Source organism: Streptococcus oralis Uo5 (assembly GCF_000253155.1).
Taxonomy (GTDB): domain Bacteria; phylum Bacillota; class Bacilli; order Lactobacillales; family Streptococcaceae; genus Streptococcus; species Streptococcus oralis_L.
On the sequence record NC_015291.1, the window covers coordinates 1,176,595 to 1,201,578 of the forward strand.

Sequence of the window (24,984 nt, forward strand, 5' to 3'; positions counted from 1 at the left end):
CTTTAATTCTAAATTCTTAGTTTAATTATAACAAAAAACCGTTTTCCAACGGCTTTTTGACTGTATATCTACTAAATTCATCCTACCACTGCAATCCGGCTTCTCTAATTTCTTTCTTAGAAGCAAATTTACCATTTGGTCTGTGCCATCTTCCGTTTTTATCTCTAAAGTAGCCACCTGAATTAGTTGATTGCGAGTTTGATTCTTGGCTTTCTTCCTTTTCTTGTGCGGCCTGACGTGCTTTTTCCTGTTCTTCTTCTTTTGCTTTCTTTTCAGCTGCTTCTTTTTCTTCAGCCTCTTTCTTGGCTTTTTCCTCAGCTTCCTTCTTAGCCTTTTCTTTCTCTTCTTTTATCTTTGCATCTTCAACTGTATTTTTAGCAGTACCATCCAAATAATTGATTTCCGCATTAGCTGAAACATTGTCTAGAATAACATGCGTCACAGAATACTGATCAACCTTTTCTTTACTACCACCCAACTTGATCTCCAAGAGTTTGCCATTTTCATCAATTCCCACATACTGCAACTCAATCTGTCTAGGGATCAATTCGTCCTTTTGATAGATTGGGGTCACCTTGTAGTCAAGATAATAGTTTGGGTGATTGGCCAACCAAGAGTCCAATCGATTTTCATAGTAAAGCATGCTTTCTTGATTAGTATTATCTGTACCATAGTAAGTTCCAGCATTGAGCCAGTTCGTCATAGGGACCAAGTTTCTCTTTTCATCGTTTAATCCACTAAACTGGTACCCAATCAAATGACCACGATTCATCAACCAAGCCTTTTTAGAGCCATCTCCATAATAAAAATTATAGTTGTGCCAACCAACTGGGTTATAACTTATCTTAGGCTCTCTCTTCTCTGTTGGTTCATCACTGTCCTTAAGTTGAATATGAGCACCCGTTGCGCGTGATTTAGAATCCAATTCCCCAAGTTCTAGTTGTTTCTCATTTTTAAAAGGTAAGAGTCCAGCTTCTTTAAACAACTTTTCATCGAACTTGATTTGCTTCTGTTCAATTTTTTCTTCTGGGACCTTTGATTCCGCCTTATGTCCAGAACAAGCAACTAGTGTTGTGATTGAAAGCAAGGCAATTGAGAAGGATAGTAGCTTTTTCATAAAAGTCTCCTTTTTATATAGTAATTAGATTAATATCTCCTATTACATTTTACTATCATTTTGTTAATTGTTCAAGAATAAAGAGGCTGTTATTATACTATTTCTCCCCCAATGTTTAAAACAAAAACGATAACCACTTTTTCAGTAGTTACCGTTGATTTCTTTTGATTAGTCTTTCCCACCAAGTCTACTGTTGATGGTCATCATGATGCTGGCTATCTTCTCACCCCAGTAAGGATCAGAAGCATAGCGAACATTCATTCCGGTTGCTTTATTTCCAAGGTGGTCTCTGCCATAGTCGATGTAATTCTCACGAATCCACTTGGCCGCTCCAAGGATTCCTTTATCCACATTATCAAAACTCTTGGCTGAGAGATATGGGCTCGTATCATAAGCAGCAATACCAAAGAAGTTGTTCTTATCTCTGGCAATTTGACTGCGACCCCAAGCACTTTCAAGGGCACTATGTGCCATCAAGTAAAGGGCATTGACACCGTAGCGTTCCTCAGCTTCTTTGAAAGTCGCTCCTTTACCTGCGAGAGGACTATCCTGCAAGTTCATCATCGAATACAGTTTATCCAACTCAGCTGCACTATAATTACTTGGTTCTCTCAAGTTTTTATAAAGGAAAGGATTCTTAATGGTAAAGCCATCAAAATGCTCTCCATCAGTCGAGTAGTACTTCTTACCAATAACCATAGCAGATGTGTGTGGAGCTACTTTGATACTCGTGTATGGAGAGAGTTCATGGTAGAGGAATTTCCCATCACTAGTATAATGAGGGATAAACTCGCTTCCTTCATCCACTGCTGTCAAATCACTTTGATTCATATAGCCAGACAAGCCAGAAATCGAAACTGCAAGTCGGCCGCCTTTTCGCGTTGAGCTATCTAGTGAAACGATGCTTCCTTGGTTAATGTAACTCAAGATTTCTCCAGATGCACTGTAGACATAGGCTGTGATTGGTTTAACTTTGTAATATTTGGTTTTATCCGCAACATGCCATCGACCAGAAGCATCCAAGGTATGACCATCCACGGTCTCATTTCTTGCCATATAACCGCCTGATTTAAGGTAGTACCATGATTGGTCAGATGAATCGTAGATTAATTCTTTCTCAGCCATCTTTCCATTTGACTTGAGGTAGAACCAATTGTTCTTGTACCATACCCACTCATTCGTGGCCATATAACCACCAGATTTGAGATAGTAGTAACCATTATCCCAGAGCCATTCTTTATTAGCATAATTTCCATCAGAGTTAATATAGAACCAAGAGTTAAAATTCTTGTCAAAGAGCCAACCTTTGCCAGCTTTTGCTCCACTACTCGTCACATAGCTACGGTCAATCCAAGTTTCCGTAGAAAGGTAGCCACCTGATTTGAAATGGTAATCCTTGCCTTTGATGGTTTGCCAACCTTTCTCAGCATAGGTTCCGTCAGCTTTCAAGTAAAACCATGAATTATAATTCTTGTCAAAGAGCCATTCCGATTTCAATTTAGCTCCACTTTTAGCAACATAGAAGCGGTCAATCCAGCGCTCAGTTGAAAGATAACCTCCCGGTTTGAAATGGTAATCTTTTTCTTTTATCGTTTCCCAGCCTTTTTCGGCATAGCTACCATCAGCTTTCAAGTAAAACCAAGAATCATAATTCTTATCAAAGAGCCATTCCGATTTCAATTTAGCTCCACTTTTAGCAACATAGAAGCGGTCAATCCAACGCTCAGTTGAAAGATAACCGCCTGATTTAAAATGGTAGTCCTTCCCATCTATAGTTAACCAGCCATTTTCAGCATAGGTACCATCTTGTTGGAGGTAGAACCAACTACTATAGTTGTCATCATAAATCCAGGCTTGTTTAACCTTATTACCATTTTCTGATATATAATTCTTACCAAGCCAAGCATTCTTCAGCATTTTACCTTGTGAATTGATGTAGTACTGGTTCTCACCTTGAGTGATCCACTCATCTTTGGCCATTTTTCCATCTGCTTTAAGGTAATATTTTTCCTGACCTTGCTGAATCCATTCGTTTTGAGCTTTCTGACCATTAGACTTGAGATAATACCAGGATTCTTGTTCCTGATTAAATACCCACTGTTCCTTGGCTTTAGCACCACTTTCAGTCACATAGTACTGGTCAATCCACGTTTTCGTAGCTAATTTCCCAGCTTCATTAAAATAGTAATCCTTACCAGCAACAGTCAACCAGCCGTTCTCAGCACGATTTCCATCAGCTGTTAAATAAAACCAAGCCTGTTGCGTTTGGTCAAAGATCCATTGGTTGGTTGCTGGCTTCCCATCTGCTTTGAGGTAGGTCTTTCCTTGCCATGTACCTTCTTCAGCTCTTGCTGTCTCCACTACAGTAAAAAAACACCCCAATAAGCCAGCACTTACTAGGGCCACTTTCCATCGTTTCATTTAAATGCTCCAATAACGTTTTCTAAACCCTATTGTAACATAGTTAATAGACGGAAATATTACAAATTGATGAAGATTCTATTTCTTGTTGACAATAAGGAAGGTCTAGCTTATCTCAGACTGGCTTTGACTTCCTGACGGAGATCTTCCAAACTGCTAATGCCATATTTGTCCATGACCTTTGGTAGATGTTCGATGATATCAGGACAGGCATAAGGATTGGTAAAATTGGCTGTTCCAACTCCGATGGCAGATGCCCCAGCCAGATACATTTCTAGCGCTGCTTCAGCCGAATCCACTCCCCCCATTCCAATAATGGGCAGGTCTGTTGTTTGAGCTACTTGTCGGATGAGTTTGAGGGCTACTGGAAAAACTGCTGGACCTGACATTCCACCTGTACCATTGGCTAGGATTGGTTTTCTAGTTTTGAGGTCAAAGCGCATACCGACAAGGGTATTGATCATGGTTAAGCCACTTGCTCCTGCATCTTCTGCGGCTTTAGCAATAGTGACAACATCCGTTACACTAGGGGTTAACTTAACATAAACTGGCACATCAGAGGCTTCCACAGCCGCTTTTACCACTTCATAAGCTAGATCCGGATCTTGCCCAATCAAAAGTCCATGATTGCCGTGATCCACATTCGGACAAGAGATATTGAGCTCGATCGCTTTTACATTAGCCGCCTTGGAAATTCCTCGAGAAACGGCAGCGTACTCTTGTTTTGAAAAGCCTGCAACATTTGCGATGATGGGAAGCGTAGGATACTCTCTTTCCAGCCAAGGCAACTTTTCAGCTAAAACAGCTTCTAAGCCAGGATTTTGCAAGCCGATTGCATTGAGCATACCAGCAGGCGTCTCTGCAACTCTTGGAGTAGGATTGCCAAAACGGGGTTCTAGAGTCGTTGCCTTAATCATAATAGAGCCTAAAAGGTCTAAATCATAGTACTTGGCATACTCTTGGCCAAAACCAAAACAGCCTGATGCTGGTATGATAGGATTTTTCAAGTCCAAGCCTGGTAGAGAAACTTGTAAACGATTTGTAGTCATGACTTTCTCCTTATAATACAACTGTTCCTGTACGGAAAACAGGACCATCTTCACAGACACGTTGACTGACAGTCTCACTATCTGGTACTTTTAGAACACAGGCATAGCAGGCCCCCATCCCGCAAGCCATACGAGATTCTAGAGATAGATAGGCTCTTGGGTGGTCATAAAATCTTTGATTGATATACTTCATCATTCCAGGCGCTCCACATGAGTAAACAGCATCAAATTGACTGTCTAAGTCATTGATGACGACTGACACATTTCCCTTAATGCCATAAGAACCATCATCTGTCGTTACAAAGACCTGACCATATTGGGCCAATTCGGTTTCAAGAATAACAGCATCCTTGTTGGCAAAACCGAGGACTGTTACTAGTTTCACCCCACGCGCATGCAATTCCTTGGCTACCTCAAGCAAGGGTGGAACACCAATCCCACCGCCAACGAGGAGAGCTTGACTCTGATTGTCTAAATCAGACAAGTCAAAACCATTCCCCTGAGGCCCCATCACATCAAGTGTATCACCCTGACTTAATGTTGAAAAAATAGCGGTCCCAGCCCCCTCAATCCGATAAATGAGATGACATTGCTTGTTTGCCTTGTCAATAGACGAAATTGAAATAGGACGACGCAAGAGATGGGCATCATCAGGCACGCGCAGATGGAGAAATTGGCCTGCTCGCATGGCTTCAACCATTTCCCCTTCTAGGACTAATTCAAAGATTGCTGGCGCAATTTCCTCTTGTGCGACCACCTTCATGCTTTCCAAACGAATCGCACCCATACGCTTCTTACATGTGGGATTCATGATTTTCCTCCTTAAATTTTAAGGGGACCAGATAAAGAAAAGACCTTGCAATAGCAAGGTCTCAGTTAGGTTAGGCTAGAACTCATGCGCACACTTAAAAAGTCTCCACAGAGAGTCCCCTATCCCTTTTATCTGACACCTTGTGAGTCTCTCTGGACTCCCCTTAAAGGTTAAATTTGTATTAGTATACTCTTTCAAAGTAAAAAAGTCAAGTAGAAAACGAACATTCTACTTGACTGTACTGGATTATTTTTCACGAATCACTTCGACCTTGTAGCCATCAGGATCCTTGACAAAGTAATAGTTTGGTTGAGTTCCTGGAAGTCCATTAGGGGCTGTCACCTCATAGCCTTTAGCGCTATGTTCTTGATGTAGCGCCTCAAGATCAGGTGTACTGAGGGCGATATGGGCGAAGCCATCTCCTACCACGTAAGGACCGTGGTCATAGTTATAGGTCAATTCCAACTCGTAGTCATCACCCTCAAGTCCTAGATAGACAATCGTGAAGGCATGATCTGGAAAATCTCTGCGACGCAATTCTTTAAAACCAAAAGCATCTTGATAGAATGCGATTGATTTTTCAAGGTTTTCTACTCGCAAGCAAGTGTGTAGCATTTTTGAAGCCATTTTCATTACCTCTTTCATTTGAATAGTTCTATTATACCTTTATTCAGGAAAATTTACTAGGAACTTGAACCAGAGTCATCTTCTCTAGGTTATCATTCTATGCAGAACTTTTACGATTTTCCTTGCGTATATTGCGAATAAGGAAAAGCAGGATAAGGACAAAAAGTCCCTCTAGGAAGTAGAAAGCAAATTCGCTATTCAAGATTAGTAAATCTCTGTTAAAATATTTGTTACCGAAAACTGAATTTGGTGCAAATAGGATTCGCAACAGTCTTCTTAGGAAAATAAAGATCTGCAAGCCATAAATCATAAAGACCTTCTTCACACCAATCATGAAACCTTGTTCCTTTGTAAAATAAGACAAAGCAATTCCATTTAACAAGAGAATAACCGTTATGGCCAGAGTTTCATTTCGTAGAATAGTTGGATCAAAGATGTCTAAACGGCTGTGAATGTAGGGCAACGTTTGAAAGAGTAAGATTCCCAAGATTGCTGGTATGAAAATTTTCTTCAGAGATGGTGGAAATCCAGGACTAAATCTTGTAAAAGATAAGCAAATCACAAGGATTGCAAAAATATGGAAGTAAGCTATGGCAACTCCTGAAATAGTCTGGCTTTGATTTACCAAAGCAGAAAGAAAACCAGCAGAAAGAAAGATACCAACAGGAATCAGCTTCTCCAAAGAATAATCCCACTTCAGCCCCTGACTCACTTGAAAACCATCGATGAAGCTGAAAAATGTAATGAACATAAGGGCACCAATGAGACCAAATGGTAAGGATGGAATGACGAGGGTTAATAACAAGATTAGTAGGAACCATGGATGAGGACTGTAGTAGAATTTTCGTTTTTCTCCCCTAGCAGTCACTCCTTCCTCAATCGGTGTTTTCCTCAATTTTAGCATATAGACGTAAAAGAGAGAAAACATACCAGCATGGACCCATAAATTATCAATAGGTTGCTCTAGAACACTGAGTATCAAACTCACAATCGAAAATAGACCAAAGACAATCTGAAGAAACTTATTTTTAAAGACCTGTCTTTTTTTCCAATCCAAATAAGAGAGCTTGGCCTTTGGATGACTAAGTTCATAAGCATAAACTGTCATCTCTTCTAGTTTCTGGTCTGTCTCCTCCGTCATCATTTGGGGAGCCATTTTAGAAGTAGGAAAAGGAGCTAAAACATATCTCAGGAGATCGCCATCTGTAAATCGATGGTACTCCTTATAGATTTGTTGAAGCAAAATCGTTAGAATGCGTGGTCTTCCTTTAAAGTAGCTTCTCCACTTTTCCCAATCATTGATATCTTCATCGCTCTTGGTGAGCTTATCCATATAAAGATAACCTTCATTGTACCAGTAATCAAAATTTTCCTTTTTGTCTAGTTCATACTCCTCTACCACTGAAGGATAGGAATGGATACTCTTCCAGAAATGGAGTTTTTTCAGGTAAGGATTTGATTCCTCATCGCTGTAACGCTCCACAAATTGGAGAACGAGTGCTAACACTTTCGCATTGGTTAAAGGATAGACATCCACCTTTTCTAATAAATCAAGTAGGAGAGTATGATCCTTAACTGTTTCAAAAAGATATTGCCAATCACGTAACAGTTTGTACTCGTCTTGATAGCGAGCATGGAGCAACTCATAGAAGGCTGCCTCAACTTCATCTGGATTATCTAGAGAGTAGTGACTAAAGTCAACGTTTTCTCCCAGCTCCTCTTTTACTTCTTCTAAGTAATCAGCCAAGTCATTCAAGAGTGGATAATCCTCTTCAAATATGACTTGTCGGTTTTTTTCAAGGATATAGCTTAAAACAGGAACGCTCTTGATTATTTGACGATTCTGATTTACTTGATCCAAGACCATAAAGCTCAGATAGGGGTGCTTGAAAAATTCTATCCAAGAGCTCAATTGATTTGCTTTGTTAAAATCATGGAGAATTTCTTGGCAAAGTTTATAAGAATAATAGAATTCTTCAGTGGCTTCATGGGCGCTTTCAAGCGAACTGCCTTCCTCTTCTGCTATAGCTCTTTTAACTTTCCAATACTTCAGTTTATAGTAATAGCTCCAGTACTTAAAGTCAGGTATATAGCCTTCTAGCAAGGGAATGAGGATAGAGAATTGCTCCGGTTTGTTAAAAATATAAACATCCATTTCCTCTAAAACGGATTGAACAATGTCCATATCATACTGATACTGATGAAAGAACTGACGCCATAGATGCTCTTGTTCTTCTGGACTGTAATCATCATTTTTAACAATACTTTCAATCGCATTTCGGATCAGATAAGTTTCTTCATTATAACCGCTAAAGTCAAGAGTAGACCTTGTTAATCCTTCTTGCCCCTGGTTCTCTTCATTATCAAACGTTTCAAAATTGAGGGGATTCGTAGCTCTTTCTTCAGAATCTCCATTTAGCTGAACTTCCTCATCATAGTCACTAAAGTCAAGGGTGGACTTTTGCTCATCCTCTTCCGCTTTAAAGGTTTCAAAGTTAAAGGAATTGCTTGTTTTATCAGTTGATTGCTGATAATCACTAAAATCAAGACTAGATCTTTCAGACTCTTCGTTCTCAGTCTTCGTTTCTTCAGTTAAGTTTTCAAAGTTGAGACTAGAGTTAGGCTTTCCATTCGCCTCTTCTTCAAGTTCAGTAGCTTCTTGAGAGTCACTCGCTTTTCTTAGGCTATTTTCTGGTCTTGTGTTTCTAGACCTCGCATAAGTCAAGGCTTTTTGGTAAGCTTCAACAATTTCTTGGTAAATTTCTGGTTGGTCTTCTGGGTGATAGAGCCGAACCAGTTCAGCATAACGCCTTCTAATAAGCTTGACGTCAGTCGTTGGCTCTATCCCTAAAGTTTCCCATATATTCATAAGGTCTCCTCTTTTACAGTCCTCGCTCTAGGAAGTCTAGATAGTTTGAAAATGATTGATAGAGTTTTGGCAAATGATACATAGATGCTTGGCTGACCTCTTCTTCAAATCGTCTAGTTTCAGCCATTAGCTCATCTCTTCTTCTCCCCAAGAGCATACTGTACACGCGATTCGCTTTTTCAATCAAGAAGCGATAAACCTCTGTTTCTTGAGCATTGATCTTATAGCGAGTCAACTCTGCTTGCTTAGCCTTGATTTCCTTTTCTGTCAGAGTAACACTATCTTGGAGAATAACATGACTAAAGACTTCCTGTGTTGAATCAATTTTCACTTCGACATCCAAAATCCCATTTAAATCATAGGTAAATCGAACTGTGAAACTTTCATTTACTCGAGTATTCACAGGGACGGGAACTTCTAATTCTCCTAGAAACAGATTTTGTGATGCCTTCATCATCTCACCTTGATAGACCTTTATCTTGACCTGACTCTGTCCCAATTCAGCCGTATAGTACTGCTCGATGCGTGAAGCAGGGAGGGTAGAATTTCTCTCAATAATCGGCGAAAAGCGGTCGCCAACTATTTCTATCCCCAGTGTAAAAGGACAAATATCAGACAGTAATAAATCTCGTATCTCACCTTGCCGCTCTTTTATTCCTGCTAAAAGGGCACAACCTCTCGCAATCATCCGATCGGGATCATCCGAAACCTGCACCACTTGATTGATACAGTAGGATAAAAAGTCCTGAACCAAGCGGAGTTTCGAAGTCCCCCCAACAAGAACAAAGTTATCTGATGATACATAGCTATAGCGCGCATCCATCAAGGCACGGTCCAAAACAGCCTTAACACGTGCTAGCAGAGGTTGACAAAGCTCATAAAAGCGTTGGTAGCTCAAGTCTAAAGTGTATTCTTGTTCTTGGTCCAGAACTGTCATCTTCACTTCTTCTTTATCATTGAGTTCTAGCTTTGTCTTTTCAGCCTGTACCAGAATCTTACTATAAAATTCTCGGGAAATCGTATCCTTGGTTAATTGATTGGAGGCTAAAAATTCCTCAGCAATAGCCGCAGTAAAGTCTTCTCCTCCCAATCGATTGTCCCCTGCAATCGACACGATTTCGACGATATTATCAAAAAGCTCTACAACTGAAATGTCTAGAGTCCCACCACCAAAATCGACTACAATAAAAGATTGATCTTCTTGGTTTACCATAGATCTTTTAGCAAGAGCCGCTGCGGAAGGTTCATTGATAATCCGATCAATCTGAACGCCTGCAAATTTCCCTGCTAGTTTGGTCGCATAGCGTTGAGCATCGTTGAAATAGGCTGGTACACTGACAATCACTTCCTCAACCTTTTCTCCAAGATAGGTTTCTGCATCGTCTACCAACTTTCGAATGATAAAGGAGCTTAATTCTTCAGCCTTATATGCTCGATTTCCTAGCGTTAACTCATGTTTGGTCCCCATAAAACGCTTGAACTGAGAAACCGTCTTATCTGGGTAGGTCACCAAGCGTTCCTTAGCAATTTTTCCAACTATAATCTCATCATTGTCATCTAAAGCCACAACAGAAGGAGTCAAATACTCACCAAAAGCATTGGGAATCAACTTGACCTGACCATCTTGATAAACCCCTACTAAAGAATTAGTCGTTCCTAAATCAATACCTACTATCATCTTCTTCTAACTCCAAATCTTTTTTAGATATACCTATTATACAGGAAATATCCTATTTTCTTTGAAAAAATCTGTGATTTACTCTCTAAAATAGAAAATCGTTTAAGGAAAATAAAAAAGTTTCACCCTACTCTTGCGGTAAAAACCACGAGAGTAAGAATGAAACAGTTTGTCATTATTTACCAAGTTTTGCTTTAGCTGCATCTGCAAGAGCTGTGAAAGCTGCTGCATCGTTAACAGCCAAGTCAGCAAGCATTTTACGGTTAACTTCGATTTCAGCCAATTTCAAACCATGCATCAATTGTGAGTATGAAAGTCCGTTCAAACGAGCTGCCGCATTGATACGAGTGATCCACAATTTACGGAAGTCACGTTTTTTCTGACGACGGTCACGGTATGCATAGTAGTAAGAGTTCATTACTTGTTCTTTTGCAGTACGGAACAAGATGTGTTTAGCTCCATAGTAACCTTTTGCTAATTTAAGAATACGTTTACGACGTTTGCGTGATACAACGCCACCTTTAACACGTGCCATGTTTTATTTCCTCCAAATATTTCCTAGAATTGTTTACTTACTGTCAGGCTATTATTTCAAGCGAGTAAGCATTGCTTTGATACGTTTGAAATCTCCTGAATGCACCATAGATGCTTTACGAAGATGACGACGTTGTTTCTTAGTTTTTCCGTGGAAACGGTGAGAAGTGTAAGCACGGAAACGTTTAAGTCCACCAGAACCTGTACGTTTGAAACGTTTAGCTGATGCGCGGTGTGTTTTTTGTTTTGGCATGATTTTTTCTCCTTTATTTAACTTTCTGACAATTATTTTTTGTCAGTTGCTGGCGCCAACTGCATGAACATTTGGCGTCCATCCATCTTAGCTCGTTGTTCGATGATCGCAATATCTTGTGTTGCTTCAGCAAACTCAGCTAAAACTTTTGCACCAATCTCTTTATGGGTAATCATACGACCCTTAAAGCGAATAGATACCTTAACTTTATTTCCTTTTTCAAGGAACTTGCGTGCATTGCGAAGTTTTGTGTCAAAGTCACCCTTGTCAATAGTTGGACTCAGACGAACTTCTTTCACAGTAACAACACTTTGTTTTTTACGTTGTTCTTTTTGCTTTTTCTGATACTCAAATTTGAACTTACCGTAGTCCATAATTTTAGCAACAGGTGGTTTTGCTTGGGGTTGAATCAATACTAAGTCAACATTTGCACTATCAGCCAATGCTTGCGCTTCGCTGAGTGGCTTGATGCCTAGCTGTTCTCCCTCAAGACCGATCAAGCGAACTTCACGTACACGAATTTCATCATTGATGAATAAGTCTTGCTTTGCTATGGTTTTCACCTCTTTTTTATTATTAGAGAAAAACAATAGCGGACTCGTAATGATACAAGCCCGCACGTTATGATAGCGTTTCTTAGAAACTTTTCATCCGTAGGGCCAGGCAACTTGATGTCACAAGGCGAGAAGCTCTCACTTCTGCTTTTCTCAACTTTTATATGATACCAAGTTTTCTATCCCTTGTCAAGATAAAAAGTCAATTTTTCGAAAAGTTTGTCTATTTTATCGAACCGTTTCAATTCTCCAACTATTCCATCCTTTAAAGCGGATAGCTCCTTGCTGGTCAGTTCGGTAAATCTTACTCTTGATATTTTCCAGTTGTGTCAAGGTTTCCTGATGAGGGAGTTTTGCTCGATTGTTTTTTCCAACTGAGATGAGAGTAATTTCTGGTTTGAGCTGTTCTAGGAAAGCTGGATTTGATGAGGTTTTAGCACCATGTTGGCCTGCTTTCAAGACATCCACCTCTAGGTCAGGATAGTGCTTCATCAAGTCCTTCTCTCCCTTCGCTTTCAAATTTCCAGTAAAGAGAAAGTGCTTATCCAAAAGTTTTCCATAAAGAATCAGGGAAGCATCACGATCCCCATCTCCAATTTTCCTTGGAGATAGGACTTCTAACTGACTCCCAAAAATCGAGAAATTCTCCCCAGCTGTCACACTACGTACCATGTTTTGACTTGCTTCTAGTTCCGCTACAAATTCCTTCTGTGTCAGACTTCCTTTTGATACTAAAATCTCCCCGACATGGAAAGCCTTGGTCACCTCCAGCAAATCTCCAACATGTTCTTTATCTGTGTTGGTCAAAATCAGCTGATCAATCTTATCTACTCCTCGACTTTTTAGATAGGGAATCAAGGTGCGCTGAGCATTGCTGGTCGTCGCCTTTTCTTGCCATTTTTCGATTTTCTTATCAGACTCTGCCCTGCCACCGACATCTATGAGAATGATTTTACCAGTCACATCCCGTAGGAAAATACTTTCACCTTGCCCCACATCTAGCATGGTGATTTCATTTTCAAGTGGATGCTTGGTCAAGAAAAAGAGACCCACGATAAAGAGACTGAATCCTGCTAGTCTTTTGACATTTTTCCTCATGTCATAGACCAAGGCTAATGAAACTAAGAGAAGAATCAAAAGCCATGCGGTGGGTTGACCAAAGACCAGTGGTCTGCTTGCCAGCTGCGATACCAAGCGAATGATGCCCTCCAACCATTCAAAGACAAGGTTAAGCTGAGTGACTGGGTAAACAAAAGACAGAATGAATAAGATAGACAAAAGTGGTAAGAATACTACATCAAACAGAAAGGAAAAGACAAAGGTCAAAAGAATAGACCAAGGCTGAAATTCTGCAAAATAAAAGGATAGAATGGGCAATATTCCCAAAGAAATGACCAAACTTTCTCTGGCAACAGCCTTGATCCCATCGCCTTCTTTGCTAGTCATGGTCAAGATAAAAGCATAAGCGCAAGACAAGACTCCTCCTGCTGTCAAGAAAAAGTTGGGCATGATGATAAAGAGGACAAGGACCGTCAAGGCAAAATTATCCAAACCCTTGTAGCCATGTTGGGCCAGTAACTTTTGCAAGAGACTGCGAATGACCGATGCTGAAAATCCTGTCAGACCAGCATAAATAAGAGAAAAGGGATAAGTCAGCCACTTCAACTTTTCTTGGGTCAAGCCCAATCGTAAGAGAAGTTTCTTAAAGGCATCCATGAAAAAGCCCACCTGCATACCCGACAAGGCAAAAAGATGAATAATTCCAAGACTGGAATAGAGCTCATTCATCTCCTCAAAGTCCGTGTCCAAATGTCCCAGCAAGAGCCCCGTCATGTAGTTACGCATAGGGTCGGGAAAATGGCTCTTAATCCAAACAATAGCCTTTCTACGTAGACTCGATAGGTTTTCACCTATATCCCAACTGCTAACCTGTTTAAGTGACTGGATGCTCTTAATAGTCAGTGTCTGGTAAATCCCCTGAGTCTTCAGATAGGCTTGGTAGTCAAATCCACCAAAATTTCTCTGGCCTTCTGGCTCGGAAAGTTTTCCTTCTAGTTCAATCTCATAAAGGTCTGTCAAGGCTTGAAAGTGCTCTTTCTCCTCCTCGGACTGGAGTTTATAGTAAACTTGGAAGGTACGACCGTCAGCCTTGCCCCGAAAGGACAGACTATCTCCATTGACCTTGATAGTATCTGGTAAAATCCGTACCCTTTCAACAGAATCCACTAGGTTTTGATTAGCTTGTGTCTGTTGCCAATTTTGAAACAAAAACCAAAAGCCAAAGACTCCACAAATCGCTAAAACTTTACCAGCCGATTTCCAAGGAAATTGGAAAAAGAGACAGACAAGCAAAAAAACAAAACCTAGCAGTGCGAGATAGGACGCTCCAAAAATGGCATAGTAAAGCCAGAGTAACAGAAAGCTCAGATAGATTAGGGGGATAGGGAAATTCTTAATCCACTGTAACATAGTCTTTTAACTTTTCTATGGTCTTAGCGCCAATGCCAGAGACTTTCTTTAATTCATCTACCGACTTGAATTTGCCATTTGCCTCGCGATGGTCGATAATATCCTGAGCTCGTTTTCCTCCCAAGCCTTTGACCTGCTTGAGTTCTTCCAGACTAGCTTTATTGAGATTGACCTTCTTATCTTTACTTGTCGAAGGAGACGTTCCAGAGGTAGCCTGCTGACTAGCTATTTCTTCTCCCTTGGTTGGAACATAGACAAGAGCCTCGTCACTGACTTTCTGAGCGAGATTAAGCGACTTGCTGTCTGCTTCCTCTGTCAATCCACCAGCTTTCTGAACTGCATCGTGAACCCGACTTCCTACTGGCAAATCGTAAATCCCGGGTGATTTAACGGCACCCTTGACATCTACTGTGATTAGATCTTGTTCAGTAGATTCTTCCTTTTCTTCCTTGTTCACTTCTTTTTCAGATGATGAATCCTTTGAAACAGCTGCGACTTCAGCCTGCAAATTCGTTTCCTTGACAGGTGTTTGTGAAGTTGGCTTTAGTAGGAAAAATCCGCCCAAGGCCAAACCTAAAACAGCACAGATGACAATGATTTTATACTCTTTTATTTTCTTGATAATTGCTTCCATATTTTCTCCTCTCTTAAGTTATTCGCAAGAGAAAGAAAAAAACAGCTGAAAAATCTTTTCAACTGCTTATTTATTTGCAAAAAAGTCTTCCTTAGTCAAGACATAATGAACCCTTGTGATAATTCGACCTGGTTCTTTATTATCCATTCTGGCATAGGATTCTTCGTGGGAAAAACGCATACCTGATTTCTCCATGACCTTTCCTGATGCGGGATTGTCTTTATCGTGAAGAGCGGTCAACTTGTTCATTCCAATCTTCTCAAAAGCGAGCTCAATCACGGCGCGATTGGCTTCTGTCGTCAATCCTTGATTCCAATATTTTTTATTGATAATGTAGCCAATAGCTGCTTTTTTGAGAATGGGGTCAATCTTGTGCAAATCAATAGTTCCAATAAACTGGCCATTACTTTTTAGTTCCATCCCCCACCGTCCCAAGGGATTAGCCAAGTAGAACTGAGCGATGTTGTTCTTGGTTTCTTCTAGGCTTTGATTTGTTGGAAAAGTGTAGCGTGTATTTTCTCTGTCTGATGCATACTCAAACATAGCTTCCGCATCATCCAAGGTTACAGGTCGGAGCAATAAACGCTCCGTTTCTATAGATAGATACTGGGCAAAATTCACAAGTATTGATTCCATACTTTTCCCTCCATTAGAGCTTGATTCTCACTAGTCTAGCATAAATAAATTTGAATGACAAGTTTTTCTTGATTTTTGAAGCGGTTTCATATACAATAAAACCATCACATTTTTGATTTATGAACTGGAATGTGACAACCAAAACAAGATTGTCAATTGAAAGGTAGGTTATCTCTATGTTAATCGGAATCCCAAAAGAAATTAAAAATAATGAAAACCGTGTTGCCCTCACTCCTGCTGGCGTCCATAGTTTAGTCAGTCGCGGGCATCGTGTCCTCATCGAATCAAATGCTGGTCTCGGTTCAGGATTTACTGATGCGGACTATCAAAAGCAAGGAGCTGAGATTGTCGCTACTGCTGCAGAAGCATGGGCTGCCGAGTTAGTCGTGAAAGTAAAAGAACCACTAGCTTCTGAATACGGTTATTTGCGCGACGATCTTCTCCTCTTCACCTACTTGCACATGGCCGCTACACCAGAATTAGCAGATGCTATGTTAACAGCAAAAACAACAGGAATTGCCTATGAAACTGTTCGTGACAATCAAGGACAACTACCGCTCCTCGTTCCTATGAGTGAGGTTGCAGGTCGTATGGCTGTTCAAATCGGAGCTCACTTCCTTACTAAGCAAGCTGGTGGCTCTGGTGTTTTACTTGGTGGTGTACCAGGTGTTCCAAAAGGAAAAGTAACCATCATCGGTGGTGGTGTCGTCGGTACACATGCTGCCCGCATCGCCCTTGGTCTTGGTGCTCAAGTGACTATTTTAGATATCAGTGCGAAGCGTCTCTCGGTACTAGAAGAAGTCTTTGGAAACCAAATTCAAACTCTTATGTCTAATTCATTCAACATCGAAGCAAGTGTGAGAGATGCTGATGTGGTGATTGGTGCAGTTCTCATCCCTGGTGCCAAGGCTCCGAAATTGGTGACAGATGAGATGGTCAAACAAATGCGTCCAGGCTCTGTCATCGTTGACGTTGCCGTTGACCAAGGTGGTGTTATTGAAACAGCTGACCGTGTGACAACGCACGATGAACCTGTCTATGAAAAATACGGCGTTCTCCACTATGCCGTTGCCAATATCCCTGGTGCGGTCGCCCGTACTTCTACTATCGCCCTAACCAATGTCACTCTTCCTTATATCGAAGCATTGGCTGACAAAGGATTCGCACAAGCAATTGCTGAAGATGAGGGCTTGCGTCAAGGTGTTACCACTTATCAAGGTTACTTGACCAGCCTCCCAGTTGCTCAAGGCCTCGATAAAGATCATACTTCTATCGACGAACTTGTTTATAACTAGACACTCATTAAAAAGAGCAGTTCACATCTGAACTGCTTTTTTTGTTATTCTGTTTCTTGGTTCTTTTCTTCAACCTTAACTGGAGCTGGTTCATAAGCCCGGATAATCTGAGCGACAACTGGATGACGAACCACATCCTTAGCTGAAAAATGAACAAAGTCGATTTGGTGAATGTTCTTAAGCTTTTCTTGGGCATCAATCAAACCGGACTTAACATTACGCGGCAGGTCAATCTGACTGATATCTCCATTGACAATCATCTTCGAATTAAATCCTAAACGCGTCAAGAACATCTTCATCTGCATGATGGTCGTATTTTGCGCCTCATCGAGAATGACAAAAGCATCATCCAAGGTCCGTCCACGCATATAGGCAAGGGGCGCGATTTCAATGATTTCACGCTCCATGAGACGGGTGGTCTGGTCTTTTCCTAAAATCTGATACAAGGCATCATAAACAGGTCGAAGATAAGGATCCACCTTCTCCTTAAGATCACCTGGAAGAAATCCTAGACTCTCACCTGCCTCCACTGCTGGACGAGTGAGGATAATTCGCTTGACTTGACCACGTTTAAGGGCAGTCACTGCCAAGGTCACTGCAAGAAAGGTCTTCCCTGTCCCTGCTGGCCCAATTCCAAAGGTCACATCATGCTGTTTAACACTGTCCACATAAAGCTTTTGACCCAAGGTTTTGACACGGATAGGCTTCCCAGTGTTGTCTTTGATGATTTCTTCTTCGTAAAGGGCGACAAACTTGTCGATTTCATCGTTTTTGACCATGCTAATCGCAGTCACCACATCTGGCGTGCCAACGCTCATCCCCCGATTCACCAAGACCATCAAAGCCTGGATAACCTGACGGGCTTCCTCACAGGCAGTCTCTTCTCCCAAAACCTGGACAATCTCCGTACGAGCATGAATCACCACATCAAGCTCTTCTTCCATCAAACGAAGATGGCGTTCATTGGAACCAAAAAGATGGAACAAGTCATCTGGATGACTTAGTTGAATGTCTATTGAATGTTCCTTCAAATAAAGAACCTCTCTAATCCGTTTATTTCTTTTTATTATAGCAAAGAGAACAATAAAATACTAGCCTCATCTCATTGTCTCTAGTGTTCTAAGTATTCTTGCCAGATGGCGTCAAAGTCTCCTAGGTTAAAAGAGAAACTGGCATGCTCCTCCAAAAAGCGACTCACCTCATCAAAATCATCCGTGTGTTTTGGAAAAGATGACTCCTCAAAAGCGAGGTCTGCCAAGATGGCTTTTGGGCTATTACTTTTAGGATTGCGCTCGGTCATGAGCCAAGTGTAAAATGATTTTCTCATAAGCCTCCCTAAATCAACTCTGTACCAAACTGGTCTTGCTTGATTTTGCCAGCCTTCATCAAGCCACCGAGTGCTTTCTTGAACTGACCTTTAGAGATACCAAAGGTTGCCTTGATGTCCTCAGGAGACGACTTATCATTCAAGGTCATGAAACCGCCATTGCTTTCCAAGTAAGTCAAAATCATCTGGGCATCATTTTCCAACATTTCAAAGGAACGTGGCTTGAGGGAGAGGTTCAAGGTACGATCCACCTCACGGAAACCGATAACACGCGCATCTAACACTTGCCCCAAACGTGGCTCTGCGTAGCGCTCACTTGGGTGAATGAAACCAAGCATATTATTCTCTGGCAGATAGACAAAGGTCCCTGACAGCTTGAGACGGTAAACAATAGCTGGCCAGTTTTGGTTCTGCATGTTGTTGTAGGCAGGACGAGCCAGACGTTGGAAATCTTCTTGATATGCCAAGAGTCCCCATATTCGGTCTTTCTTGTCCACTTCAAGACGGATGTAGAGTTTGTCACCTTTCTTAGGCCAGAGTTCCTTGAGCTCAGGGAGGATATCGAGTGACACTACAATCTCCTTGTCAGGTAGACCGGTATCGACAAAGACACCCAAGTCCTTACGAACTTCTGTTACGGTTCCCCAGCCAAATTGGTCCTGAGTGGCAGTCACTTCTAAGGTTGTCAAGCGGAGTTTTTGCTTCATATCTGTATAGGCAAAACCTTTGACCGTATCCCCTACTGTATGTTGACCTTCTTCCTTGGCAAGGGCGTAACTCTGACCATCCTTTTGCACAAAGTAAAAACGGTCATTTTCATCGATGATGAGTCCAACGATAAAACTTGCAAGATTTGTATTCATATTTCCTTCTTTCGAATAAAACTCAGCCAGCAATGCCAACTGAGTTTTTCTGTTTATTTTTAGACTTCCAAGATTTCTTTTTCTTTATTGGCAGTCATGTCGTCGATGTGTTTCACAGCGTCGTCTGTTACTTTTTGAATATCTTTTTCAAGAGTCTTCAATTCGTCTTCAGTGATTTCTTTTGCTTTTTCTTGTTTTTTAGCTTCATCCATAGCATCACGGCGGATATTGCGGACAGCCACTTTAGCATTCTCACCGACCTTCTTCACTTCTTTGGCAAGGTCACGACGAGTCTCTTCTGTAAGAGCTGGGATAACCAAGCGGATCACAGAACCGTCATTAGCTGGTGTAATACCAAGATCAGAAGCGTTCAAGGCACGTTCGATGTCTTTCAATGAAGACTTGTCAAATGGTGTTACCAACAAGACACGCGCTTCTGGAATGGTAATTGAAGCGATTTGGTTAAGAGGAGTTTCTACTCCATAGTATTCTACGTGGATACGGTCTAGTAAGCTTGCATTGGCACGACCTGCACGGATACCACCAAATTCACGAGCAAGTGATTGGTGAGACTGGGTCATTCTCTCTTTAGCTTTTTCTACAATTGCATTAGCCATAATTTTCTTATTCCTTTTCTTCGATATTGTTTGAAACTGTTGTTCCGATATTTTCACCAAATACGACACGTTTAATGTTTCCTGGTTGGTTCATGTTAAAGACAACCAAGTCAATGTCGTTGTCCATAGAGAGGGTTGAAGCTGTTGAGTCCATGATACGAAGACCTTTGTTGATAACGTCACGGTGGGTCAATTCTTCAAACTTAACGGCTGTCTTGTCTTTCTTAGGATCGGCATTGTAAACACCATCTACGCCATTTTTAGCCATAAGGATGGCATCCGCTTCGATTTCAGCTGCACGAAGGGCCGCTGTTGTATCGGTTGAGAAGTAAGGCGAACCAATTCCGGCACCAAAGATAACGATACGGCCTTTTTCAAGGTGGCGAAGAGCACGTCCACGTACATAAGGTTCTGCCACTTGTTGCATGGCAATGGCTGTTTGTACACGCGTATCGACACCAACTTGTTGCAATGAATCTGCCATCACAAGAGCATTCATAACAGTCCCAAGCATTCCAGTGTAATCTGCCTGAACACGGTCCATTCCTGCTTCTGCAGCAGGTTCCCCGCGCCAGAGATTTCCTCCACCAATAACAAGGGCAATTTCGATACCTAAGCTATGAACTTCTTGAATCTCTTTTGCGATTGTTTGAACTGTTTGGATATCAATCCCTACGCCACGTTCACCGGCAAGGGCTTCACCTGATAACTTGATTAAAATACGTTTATACTTGGGATTCGCCATTTTTACTCTCCTTTTTTTATCCTACCTATTTTATCACAATTTCTAAGATTTTTATAGTATCATGAGCAATTCTTTGAAAAAAATTAGACCGTTAAAAATTCTTCTAAGTCGGTAAGAGCACGCTCTGCAATTTTTTCATAACGAGCTTTTTTATCACGGATACGCTCGCCTTCCAATTCCTTGATAATCCCAAAATTGACATTCATTGGTTGGAAATGTTTGCTGTCCGCATGGGTGATGTAATGAGCCAGACTTCCAATCGCTGTGGTCTCTGGGAAGATAGCTTCACTTTCACCCTTAAAGAGGCGAGCAGCGTTAATCCCCGCAACTAAGCCTGATGCTGCTGACTCAACATAGCCTTCCACACCCGTCATTTGACCAGCAAAGAAGAGATTTGGCTGTTTCTTAGAACGATAGGTTTGCTCCAGAAGATTTGGTGAATCCATGTAAGAATTACGATGCATGACCCCATAACGGACAAACTCAGCATTTTCAAGACCTGGAATCATTTGGAAGACACGTTTTTGTTCTCCCCATTTGAGGTGGGTCTGGAAACCGACGATATTGTAGAGGCTACCAGCCGCATTATCCTGACGAAGCTGGACAACAGCATACGGTGTTTTAAATTCTCCGTCACGAGGGCCTGTGTAATCATCTGGATACTCCAGACCGACTGGTTTCATAGGACCATAAAGCATGGTTTTAATACCACGCTTAGCCATGACTTCGATCGGCATACAACCTTCAAAGTACTTTTCTTTTTCGAAAGAATTGAGCGGTGCTTCTTCTGCATTGACCAAGGCTTCATGGAAATCCATAAACTCTTGCTTGGTCATAGGGGCATTGAGGTAGGCCGCTTCTCCCTTGTCATAACGAGATTTGAGATAGACCTTACTCATATCGATGGTGTTGACATCGATAATAGGTGCTGCCGCATCGTAGAAATAGAAACCATCACCGTCATTAAGGGCATGAATCTTTTCAGCTAGAGCATCGCTAGTCAAAGGACCAGTAGCCACAACTGTAATAACATCAGTTGGCAGTTCTGTAATTTCATCGCGAACCACTTCAATCAAAGGATGATTGGCTACTTTTTCGGTCACCATTTGGGAGAAACCGTCACGGTCCACCGCAAGGGCACCGCCCGCAGGAACACGTGTAGCTTCAGCAGATTCCAAGATAACAGAACCCAAGCGACGCATTTCTTCCTTGAGAAGCCCAACTGCATTGGTCAAAGCATCCCCACGTAAGGAATTGGAACAAACCAATTCAGCAAAATTGTCTGTTTTGTGTTGGGGTGTTGACTTGACACCACGCATTTCATAGAGTTTAACTGGAATACCACGTTCTGCGATTTGGTAGGCTGCTTCAGAACCTGCCAAACCTGCTCCGATAACATTGATATAAGATTGAGACACGACACTAATACCTCTTTGGGTGGAAACTAAGTCCAAATAAAAACAAGCTACTAGACTGTTTGACACCCACAAATCTTTCTAATTTTTCTTTTACTAGTATAACAAAAAAAGGGAAGAAGGCAAACTTCCCTGTTTAGTCATTTTCTTGATTTTCTTCCCATTCGTGGTAGGCAGCGTAGAGCTGACTCTTATTCCACTGGTAGAGTTTTGCAACTTCCTTTATGGCTTGATTTTTCTTCATGCCTTGCTGGATACGGGTTTGAATTTCTAAGAACAAGTCCTCCTCGTCCTTTTCCTCCACATCCTGATTTGCACCTTCAACGATGAGAAGGCATTCGCCCTTGAGTGGCGTTTCAGCGATGCTTACTAGCAATTCAGAGATCTTTCCTCGTTGGTATTCTTCATAGATTTTGGTTAATTCTCTAACCAAGACCACCGAGCGGTCGCCGTAAACTGCTAGCATATTTTCCAGCGTATCCGCTACACGGTGGGGCGATTCGTAGAAAATTTGAGTTTCTGGATAATCTTTTTTCGAGTCGAAAAATAGCTTTTGCTGACCTGATTTTCTCGGTAAGAAACCATAAAAGATATGTGGTTGTGGCGCCAATCCACTGGCAATCAAGGCCGAAATCCCTGCAGAGGCACCTGGAACGGTAACAACTGCGATTTCTTCCTCAATAGCTGCCTTGACCAAATCATGACCAGGGTCCGAGATGCTAGGCAGACCCGCGTCAGAAACCTGAGCAATACTTTGCCCTGCTTTCAAGAAACCAATCAAATCAGGAATTTTTTCCTTGGCATTGTGCTCATGAAAACTAATCTGCTTGGTGGAAATGTCAAAATGTTTGAGCAAAAGCCCTGTATTGCGCGTGTCCTCAGCCGCAATCCAGTCCACCTCTTTCAAAGTCTGGATGGCACGAAAGGTCATATCATCTAGATTGCCAATCGGCGTTGCTACTAGGTAAAGTTTGCCATAGGGAGATTGTCCCTTAAAACTTTTTTGAATCTGCATGCTTACTCCCTATATAACAACTCATCACAGAACATACATTCCTCGTCCTGCTCTCGGCGTTGTCCATAAAAATCATTACAAACGTGAAACCCGTCCTTATAGATTCGGCGGACACTTTCACGAACATGCTTAGCCTTGACGGGAGTATCTGCTTCCACCTCGCCCAAGCGTTCGCGCAACTTACTATTTTCCAAGCGAAGAGCTGTATTTTCCTCTACCAGGCTCTTGAGATTTTTCTTGATGGCTTCCACATCGGCCAAGGTCACCAGTAACTGTTGGGAAAAATCGTCCAGCGCGTCAAATAATTCTTTTTTATCCATAAACCAGCCCTTTCCTTTCTATATCGTTCATTTTTAATACTCAATGAAAATCAAAGAGCAAACTAGGAAACTAGCCGCAGGCTGTACTTGAGTACGGCAAGGCGACGTTGACGTGGTTTGAATTTGATTTTCGAAGAGTATGAGTTTATATTTCTTTCAAGACCAGATATTCCATGGCATTTTGAAAGCTAACATTGGCTTGCCACATTTTTCTAGCTTCTAGCAAATCTTGCAGAATCTGTCGAATTCTTGCTTGCAAGAGATCCTGTCCACAGAGCACTTCGAGGATTCGCAAGACCTGATCTTGTTTTTCCTTGTCATCTGCCAAACTAGCTAATTTGGCTACCTGCAAATAACTCTCTGTTTTCTTGGCTACTAACCAAGTCAGCAGGCGCTCACTTTCATCCACCAAGGTCCAAAAACTTGCTTGATTGACCAACTTTTCAGCTTCAGCTCGTGATTGACAAAACTGGGCTAAGAGAGTCGCTTTTTTCTTGACCAGACCTGCTTGTTCTAATTGATGGATGAGCTTTTCTTCTTGCTTTTTAAAGTTGAAAATCTGGGTCCGACTACGGATTGTCGGCAAGATTTTTTCCTCATCACTGGTTAAGAAGAAAATATAAACTTCACTCTGAGGTTCTTCGATGACCTTAAGCAGAGAATTGGCTGCGTTGGGATGCATTTTTTCCGCCTGCTCGATAATAAAGACCTGTTGCTGGCTTTCAATCCCTGTTTGGGAAAACTGGCCCACCAATTCCCGAATGCGTTCTGTCTTAATGACCTGATTGACTGGCTTAATCAAGGTAACATCGGGAAATTCTTCCTGTTCAATCAGCTTGCAGTTTCGGCAGTTCTCACATGGTAAAACGCCTACTTTATCCGTACAGAAAAGACTTTTAGCCAAAAATTGCGCCATTTCCAAACTTCCAAAGAAACCTGAAAAGAGATAGGCGTGATTGAGCTGGTCTTGTTCTAGGATACAGATAAAGCGGTCAAACTGCTCTGGTTGCAAAGCCTTTAGTTGTTCTTGTTTCATTTTGCCAATCCCATTCTGTCAAACAAGACCGCCTTGGTTGTATCCACAACTTGCTCCAAGGGAAGACTGGCATCAATCTTGACAATGCGATTTCCTTCTTTGTCCAGAAGAGAAAGGTAGCCTTGACGGACTTTTTTGTGCAAGTCTAAGCCTTCCAAGTCCAAACGATTGACCTCGCGATTGCTATTCGCAGCAATGCGAGCCAGCCCTTCTTCCACCTCAATGTCAAAATAGAGCGTCAAATCGGGTTTGAGGCCATCTGTCGCAAAATGGTTGAGCCAATCAATAGCTTCAATATCCAAGCCACGACCAAATCCCTGATAGGCAACAGAACTATCGATGAAACGGTCCATAATGACCAACTTACCAGCTCCAAGAGCTGGAAGAACTTTTTCTACCAAATGCTGTCTGCGACTGGCGATATAGAGAAGAAGCTCTGTTTTAGGATCCATCTGAGTATGACTTGGATCTAAAATCACTTCCCGAATCTTCTCTCCAATCAAGACTCCACCTGGCTCACGGGTCGTCAACACCTCTACTCCTTTTTCCTCTAAAATTGGGAGTAGAGCCTCTAAAACACTGGTCTTTCCTGCTCCCTCTGGTCCCTCAAGAGAGACTAAAAATCCTTTTGACATGTCTAACTCATTTCTTTTTTTCTACTTTCTATTCTATCAAAAAAATAGGTTTTTGTGACAATCT

At 41.6% G+C, this 24,984-nt stretch carries 24 protein-coding genes and 1 other annotated feature; of the genes, 1 reads left to right on the forward strand and 23 read right to left on the reverse strand.

Translation table 11 applies throughout. From position 1 onward, the window contains the following. Nucleotides 1-82 precede the first annotated feature (82 nt). From SOR_RS05875 to SOR_RS05935, 13 genes are all read right to left on the reverse strand, one after another. Complete coding sequence (locus SOR_RS05875; RefSeq protein ID WP_000735444.1) at nucleotides 83-1,117, reverse strand: DNA/RNA non-specific endonuclease; 1,035 nt, start codon at nucleotides 1,115-1,117, stop codon at nucleotides 83-85. Nucleotides 1,118-1,285: 168 nt separating this feature from the next. Beyond that, the gene (locus SOR_RS05880; protein WP_000832912.1) at nucleotides 1,286-3,538 is read right to left on the reverse strand and encodes a glucosaminidase domain-containing protein; all 2,253 of its coding nucleotides are present in this window, start codon (nucleotides 3,536-3,538) and stop codon (nucleotides 1,286-1,288) included. Between the two features lie 110 nt (nucleotides 3,539-3,648). Next, nucleotides 3,649-4,635, reverse strand: a complete 987-nt coding sequence (locus tag SOR_RS05885) for a dihydroorotate dehydrogenase (protein ID WP_162097466.1) — start codon at nucleotides 4,633-4,635, stop codon at nucleotides 3,649-3,651. After that, entirely contained in the window at nucleotides 4,598-5,398 is an 801-nt protein-coding gene (locus SOR_RS05890) for a dihydroorotate dehydrogenase electron transfer subunit (RefSeq protein ID WP_013670242.1), read from the reverse strand. The genes SOR_RS05885 and SOR_RS05890 overlap by 38 nt, the downstream gene beginning before the upstream one ends. Nucleotides 5,399-5,644: 246 nt before the next feature. Beyond that, nucleotides 5,645-6,025 carry a lactoylglutathione lyase gene (gene gloA / locus SOR_RS05895; protein ID WP_000157150.1) on the reverse strand — a complete coding sequence of 127 codons (381 nt, stop codon included), beginning with the start codon at nucleotides 6,023-6,025 and terminating at the stop codon, nucleotides 5,645-5,647. Between the two features lie 97 nt (nucleotides 6,026-6,122). Further along, the gene (locus SOR_RS05900; protein ID WP_001028662.1) at nucleotides 6,123-8,894 is read right to left on the reverse strand and encodes a J domain-containing protein; all 2,772 of its coding nucleotides are present in this window, start codon (nucleotides 8,892-8,894) and stop codon (nucleotides 6,123-6,125) included. A 13-nt stretch (nucleotides 8,895-8,907) separates the two neighbouring features. Then, on the reverse strand, nucleotides 8,908-10,572 hold the full coding sequence (locus SOR_RS05905) for a molecular chaperone HscC (RefSeq protein ID WP_000635030.1): 1,665 nt from the start codon (nucleotides 10,570-10,572) through the stop codon (nucleotides 8,908-8,910). 175 nt (nucleotides 10,573-10,747) lie between these two features. After that, nucleotides 10,748-11,107, reverse strand: a complete 360-nt coding sequence (rplT, locus tag SOR_RS05910; protein ID WP_000124830.1) for a 50S ribosomal protein L20 — start codon at nucleotides 11,105-11,107, stop codon at nucleotides 10,748-10,750. A gap of 51 nt (nucleotides 11,108-11,158) precedes the next feature. Beyond that, complete coding sequence (gene rpmI, locus SOR_RS05915) at nucleotides 11,159-11,359, reverse strand: 50S ribosomal protein L35 (RefSeq protein ID WP_001125942.1); 201 nt, start codon at nucleotides 11,357-11,359, stop codon at nucleotides 11,159-11,161. A 32-nt stretch (nucleotides 11,360-11,391) separates the two neighbouring features. Next, on the reverse strand, nucleotides 11,392-11,922 hold the full coding sequence (infC, locus tag SOR_RS05920) for a translation initiation factor IF-3 (RefSeq protein ID WP_000848184.1): 531 nt from the start codon (nucleotides 11,920-11,922) through the stop codon (nucleotides 11,392-11,394). Nucleotides 11,923-11,937: 15 nt separating this feature from the next. After that, nucleotides 11,938-12,069 (reverse strand) — a sequence feature (ribosomal protein L20 leader region). A gap of 72 nt (nucleotides 12,070-12,141) precedes the next feature. Continuing rightward, complete coding sequence (locus SOR_RS05925; RefSeq protein ID WP_000942376.1) at nucleotides 12,142-14,382, reverse strand: DNA internalization-related competence protein ComEC/Rec2; 2,241 nt, start codon at nucleotides 14,380-14,382, stop codon at nucleotides 12,142-12,144. Continuing rightward, the gene (locus tag SOR_RS05930; RefSeq protein ID WP_000387358.1) at nucleotides 14,366-15,016 is read right to left on the reverse strand and encodes a helix-hairpin-helix domain-containing protein; all 651 of its coding nucleotides are present in this window, start codon (nucleotides 15,014-15,016) and stop codon (nucleotides 14,366-14,368) included. The genes SOR_RS05925 and SOR_RS05930 overlap by 17 nt, the downstream gene beginning before the upstream one ends. Nucleotides 15,017-15,082: 66 nt before the next feature. Next, on the reverse strand, nucleotides 15,083-15,652 hold the full coding sequence (locus SOR_RS05935) for a GNAT family N-acetyltransferase (protein ID WP_000443901.1): 570 nt from the start codon (nucleotides 15,650-15,652) through the stop codon (nucleotides 15,083-15,085). Between the two features lie 176 nt (nucleotides 15,653-15,828). Here SOR_RS05935 and ald point away from each other — a divergent pair, with 176 nt between their 5' ends. Then, nucleotides 15,829-16,947 carry an alanine dehydrogenase gene (gene ald, locus SOR_RS05940; protein WP_000904695.1) on the forward strand — a complete coding sequence of 373 codons (1,119 nt, stop codon included), beginning with the start codon at nucleotides 15,829-15,831 and terminating at the stop codon, nucleotides 16,945-16,947. Nucleotides 16,948-16,991: 44 nt separating this feature from the next. On the opposite strand, the gene SOR_RS05945 is transcribed toward ald, so the two are convergent. From SOR_RS05945 to tmk, 10 genes are all read right to left on the reverse strand, one after another. Next, nucleotides 16,992-17,978: a PhoH family protein gene (locus SOR_RS05945; protein ID WP_000658194.1), complete on the reverse strand. Its 987-nt coding sequence runs from the start codon at nucleotides 17,976-17,978 to the stop codon at nucleotides 16,992-16,994. Between the two features lie 80 nt (nucleotides 17,979-18,058). Continuing rightward, the gene (locus SOR_RS05950; RefSeq protein WP_001232089.1) at nucleotides 18,059-18,274 is read right to left on the reverse strand and encodes a YozE family protein; all 216 of its coding nucleotides are present in this window, start codon (nucleotides 18,272-18,274) and stop codon (nucleotides 18,059-18,061) included. A gap of 8 nt (nucleotides 18,275-18,282) precedes the next feature. After that, nucleotides 18,283-19,137, reverse strand: coding sequence for an RNA-binding virulence regulatory protein CvfB (cvfB, locus tag SOR_RS05955; protein WP_001095427.1), 855 nt, complete (start codon nucleotides 19,135-19,137; stop codon nucleotides 18,283-18,285). 59 nt (nucleotides 19,138-19,196) lie between these two features. Next, entirely contained in the window at nucleotides 19,197-19,754 is a 558-nt protein-coding gene (gene frr, locus SOR_RS05960; protein ID WP_001262235.1) for a ribosome recycling factor, read from the reverse strand. A 7-nt stretch (nucleotides 19,755-19,761) separates the two neighbouring features. Beyond that, complete coding sequence (gene pyrH, locus SOR_RS05965) at nucleotides 19,762-20,499, reverse strand: UMP kinase (RefSeq protein ID WP_000002996.1); 738 nt, start codon at nucleotides 20,497-20,499, stop codon at nucleotides 19,762-19,764. An 83-nt stretch (nucleotides 20,500-20,582) separates the two neighbouring features. After that, nucleotides 20,583-21,917 (reverse strand): methylenetetrahydrofolate--tRNA-(uracil(54)-C(5))-methyltransferase (FADH(2)-oxidizing) TrmFO, encoded by a 1,335-nt coding sequence (gene trmFO, locus SOR_RS05970; RefSeq protein ID WP_000083710.1) that lies wholly within the window; start codon nucleotides 21,915-21,917, stop codon nucleotides 20,583-20,585. A gap of 133 nt (nucleotides 21,918-22,050) precedes the next feature. Beyond that, a complete protein-coding gene (gene rsmI / locus SOR_RS05975; RefSeq protein WP_001166864.1) occupies nucleotides 22,051-22,929 on the reverse strand; it encodes a 16S rRNA (cytidine(1402)-2'-O)-methyltransferase in 879 nt (292 codons plus the stop codon). 2 nt (nucleotides 22,930-22,931) lie between these two features. After that, nucleotides 22,932-23,249 (reverse strand): DNA replication initiation control protein YabA, encoded by a 318-nt coding sequence (gene yabA / locus SOR_RS05980; protein ID WP_000358229.1) that lies wholly within the window; start codon nucleotides 23,247-23,249, stop codon nucleotides 22,932-22,934. A gap of 145 nt (nucleotides 23,250-23,394) precedes the next feature. Beyond that, nucleotides 23,395-24,285 (reverse strand): DNA polymerase III subunit delta', encoded by an 891-nt coding sequence (locus SOR_RS05985; RefSeq protein ID WP_000808197.1) that lies wholly within the window; start codon nucleotides 24,283-24,285, stop codon nucleotides 23,395-23,397. Further along, nucleotides 24,282-24,920 carry a dTMP kinase gene (tmk, locus tag SOR_RS05990; protein WP_000033369.1) on the reverse strand — a complete coding sequence of 213 codons (639 nt, stop codon included), beginning with the start codon at nucleotides 24,918-24,920 and terminating at the stop codon, nucleotides 24,282-24,284. Before tmk ends, SOR_RS05985 begins: the two co-directional genes overlap by 4 nt. Between the last annotated feature and the right edge of the window lie 64 nt (nucleotides 24,921-24,984).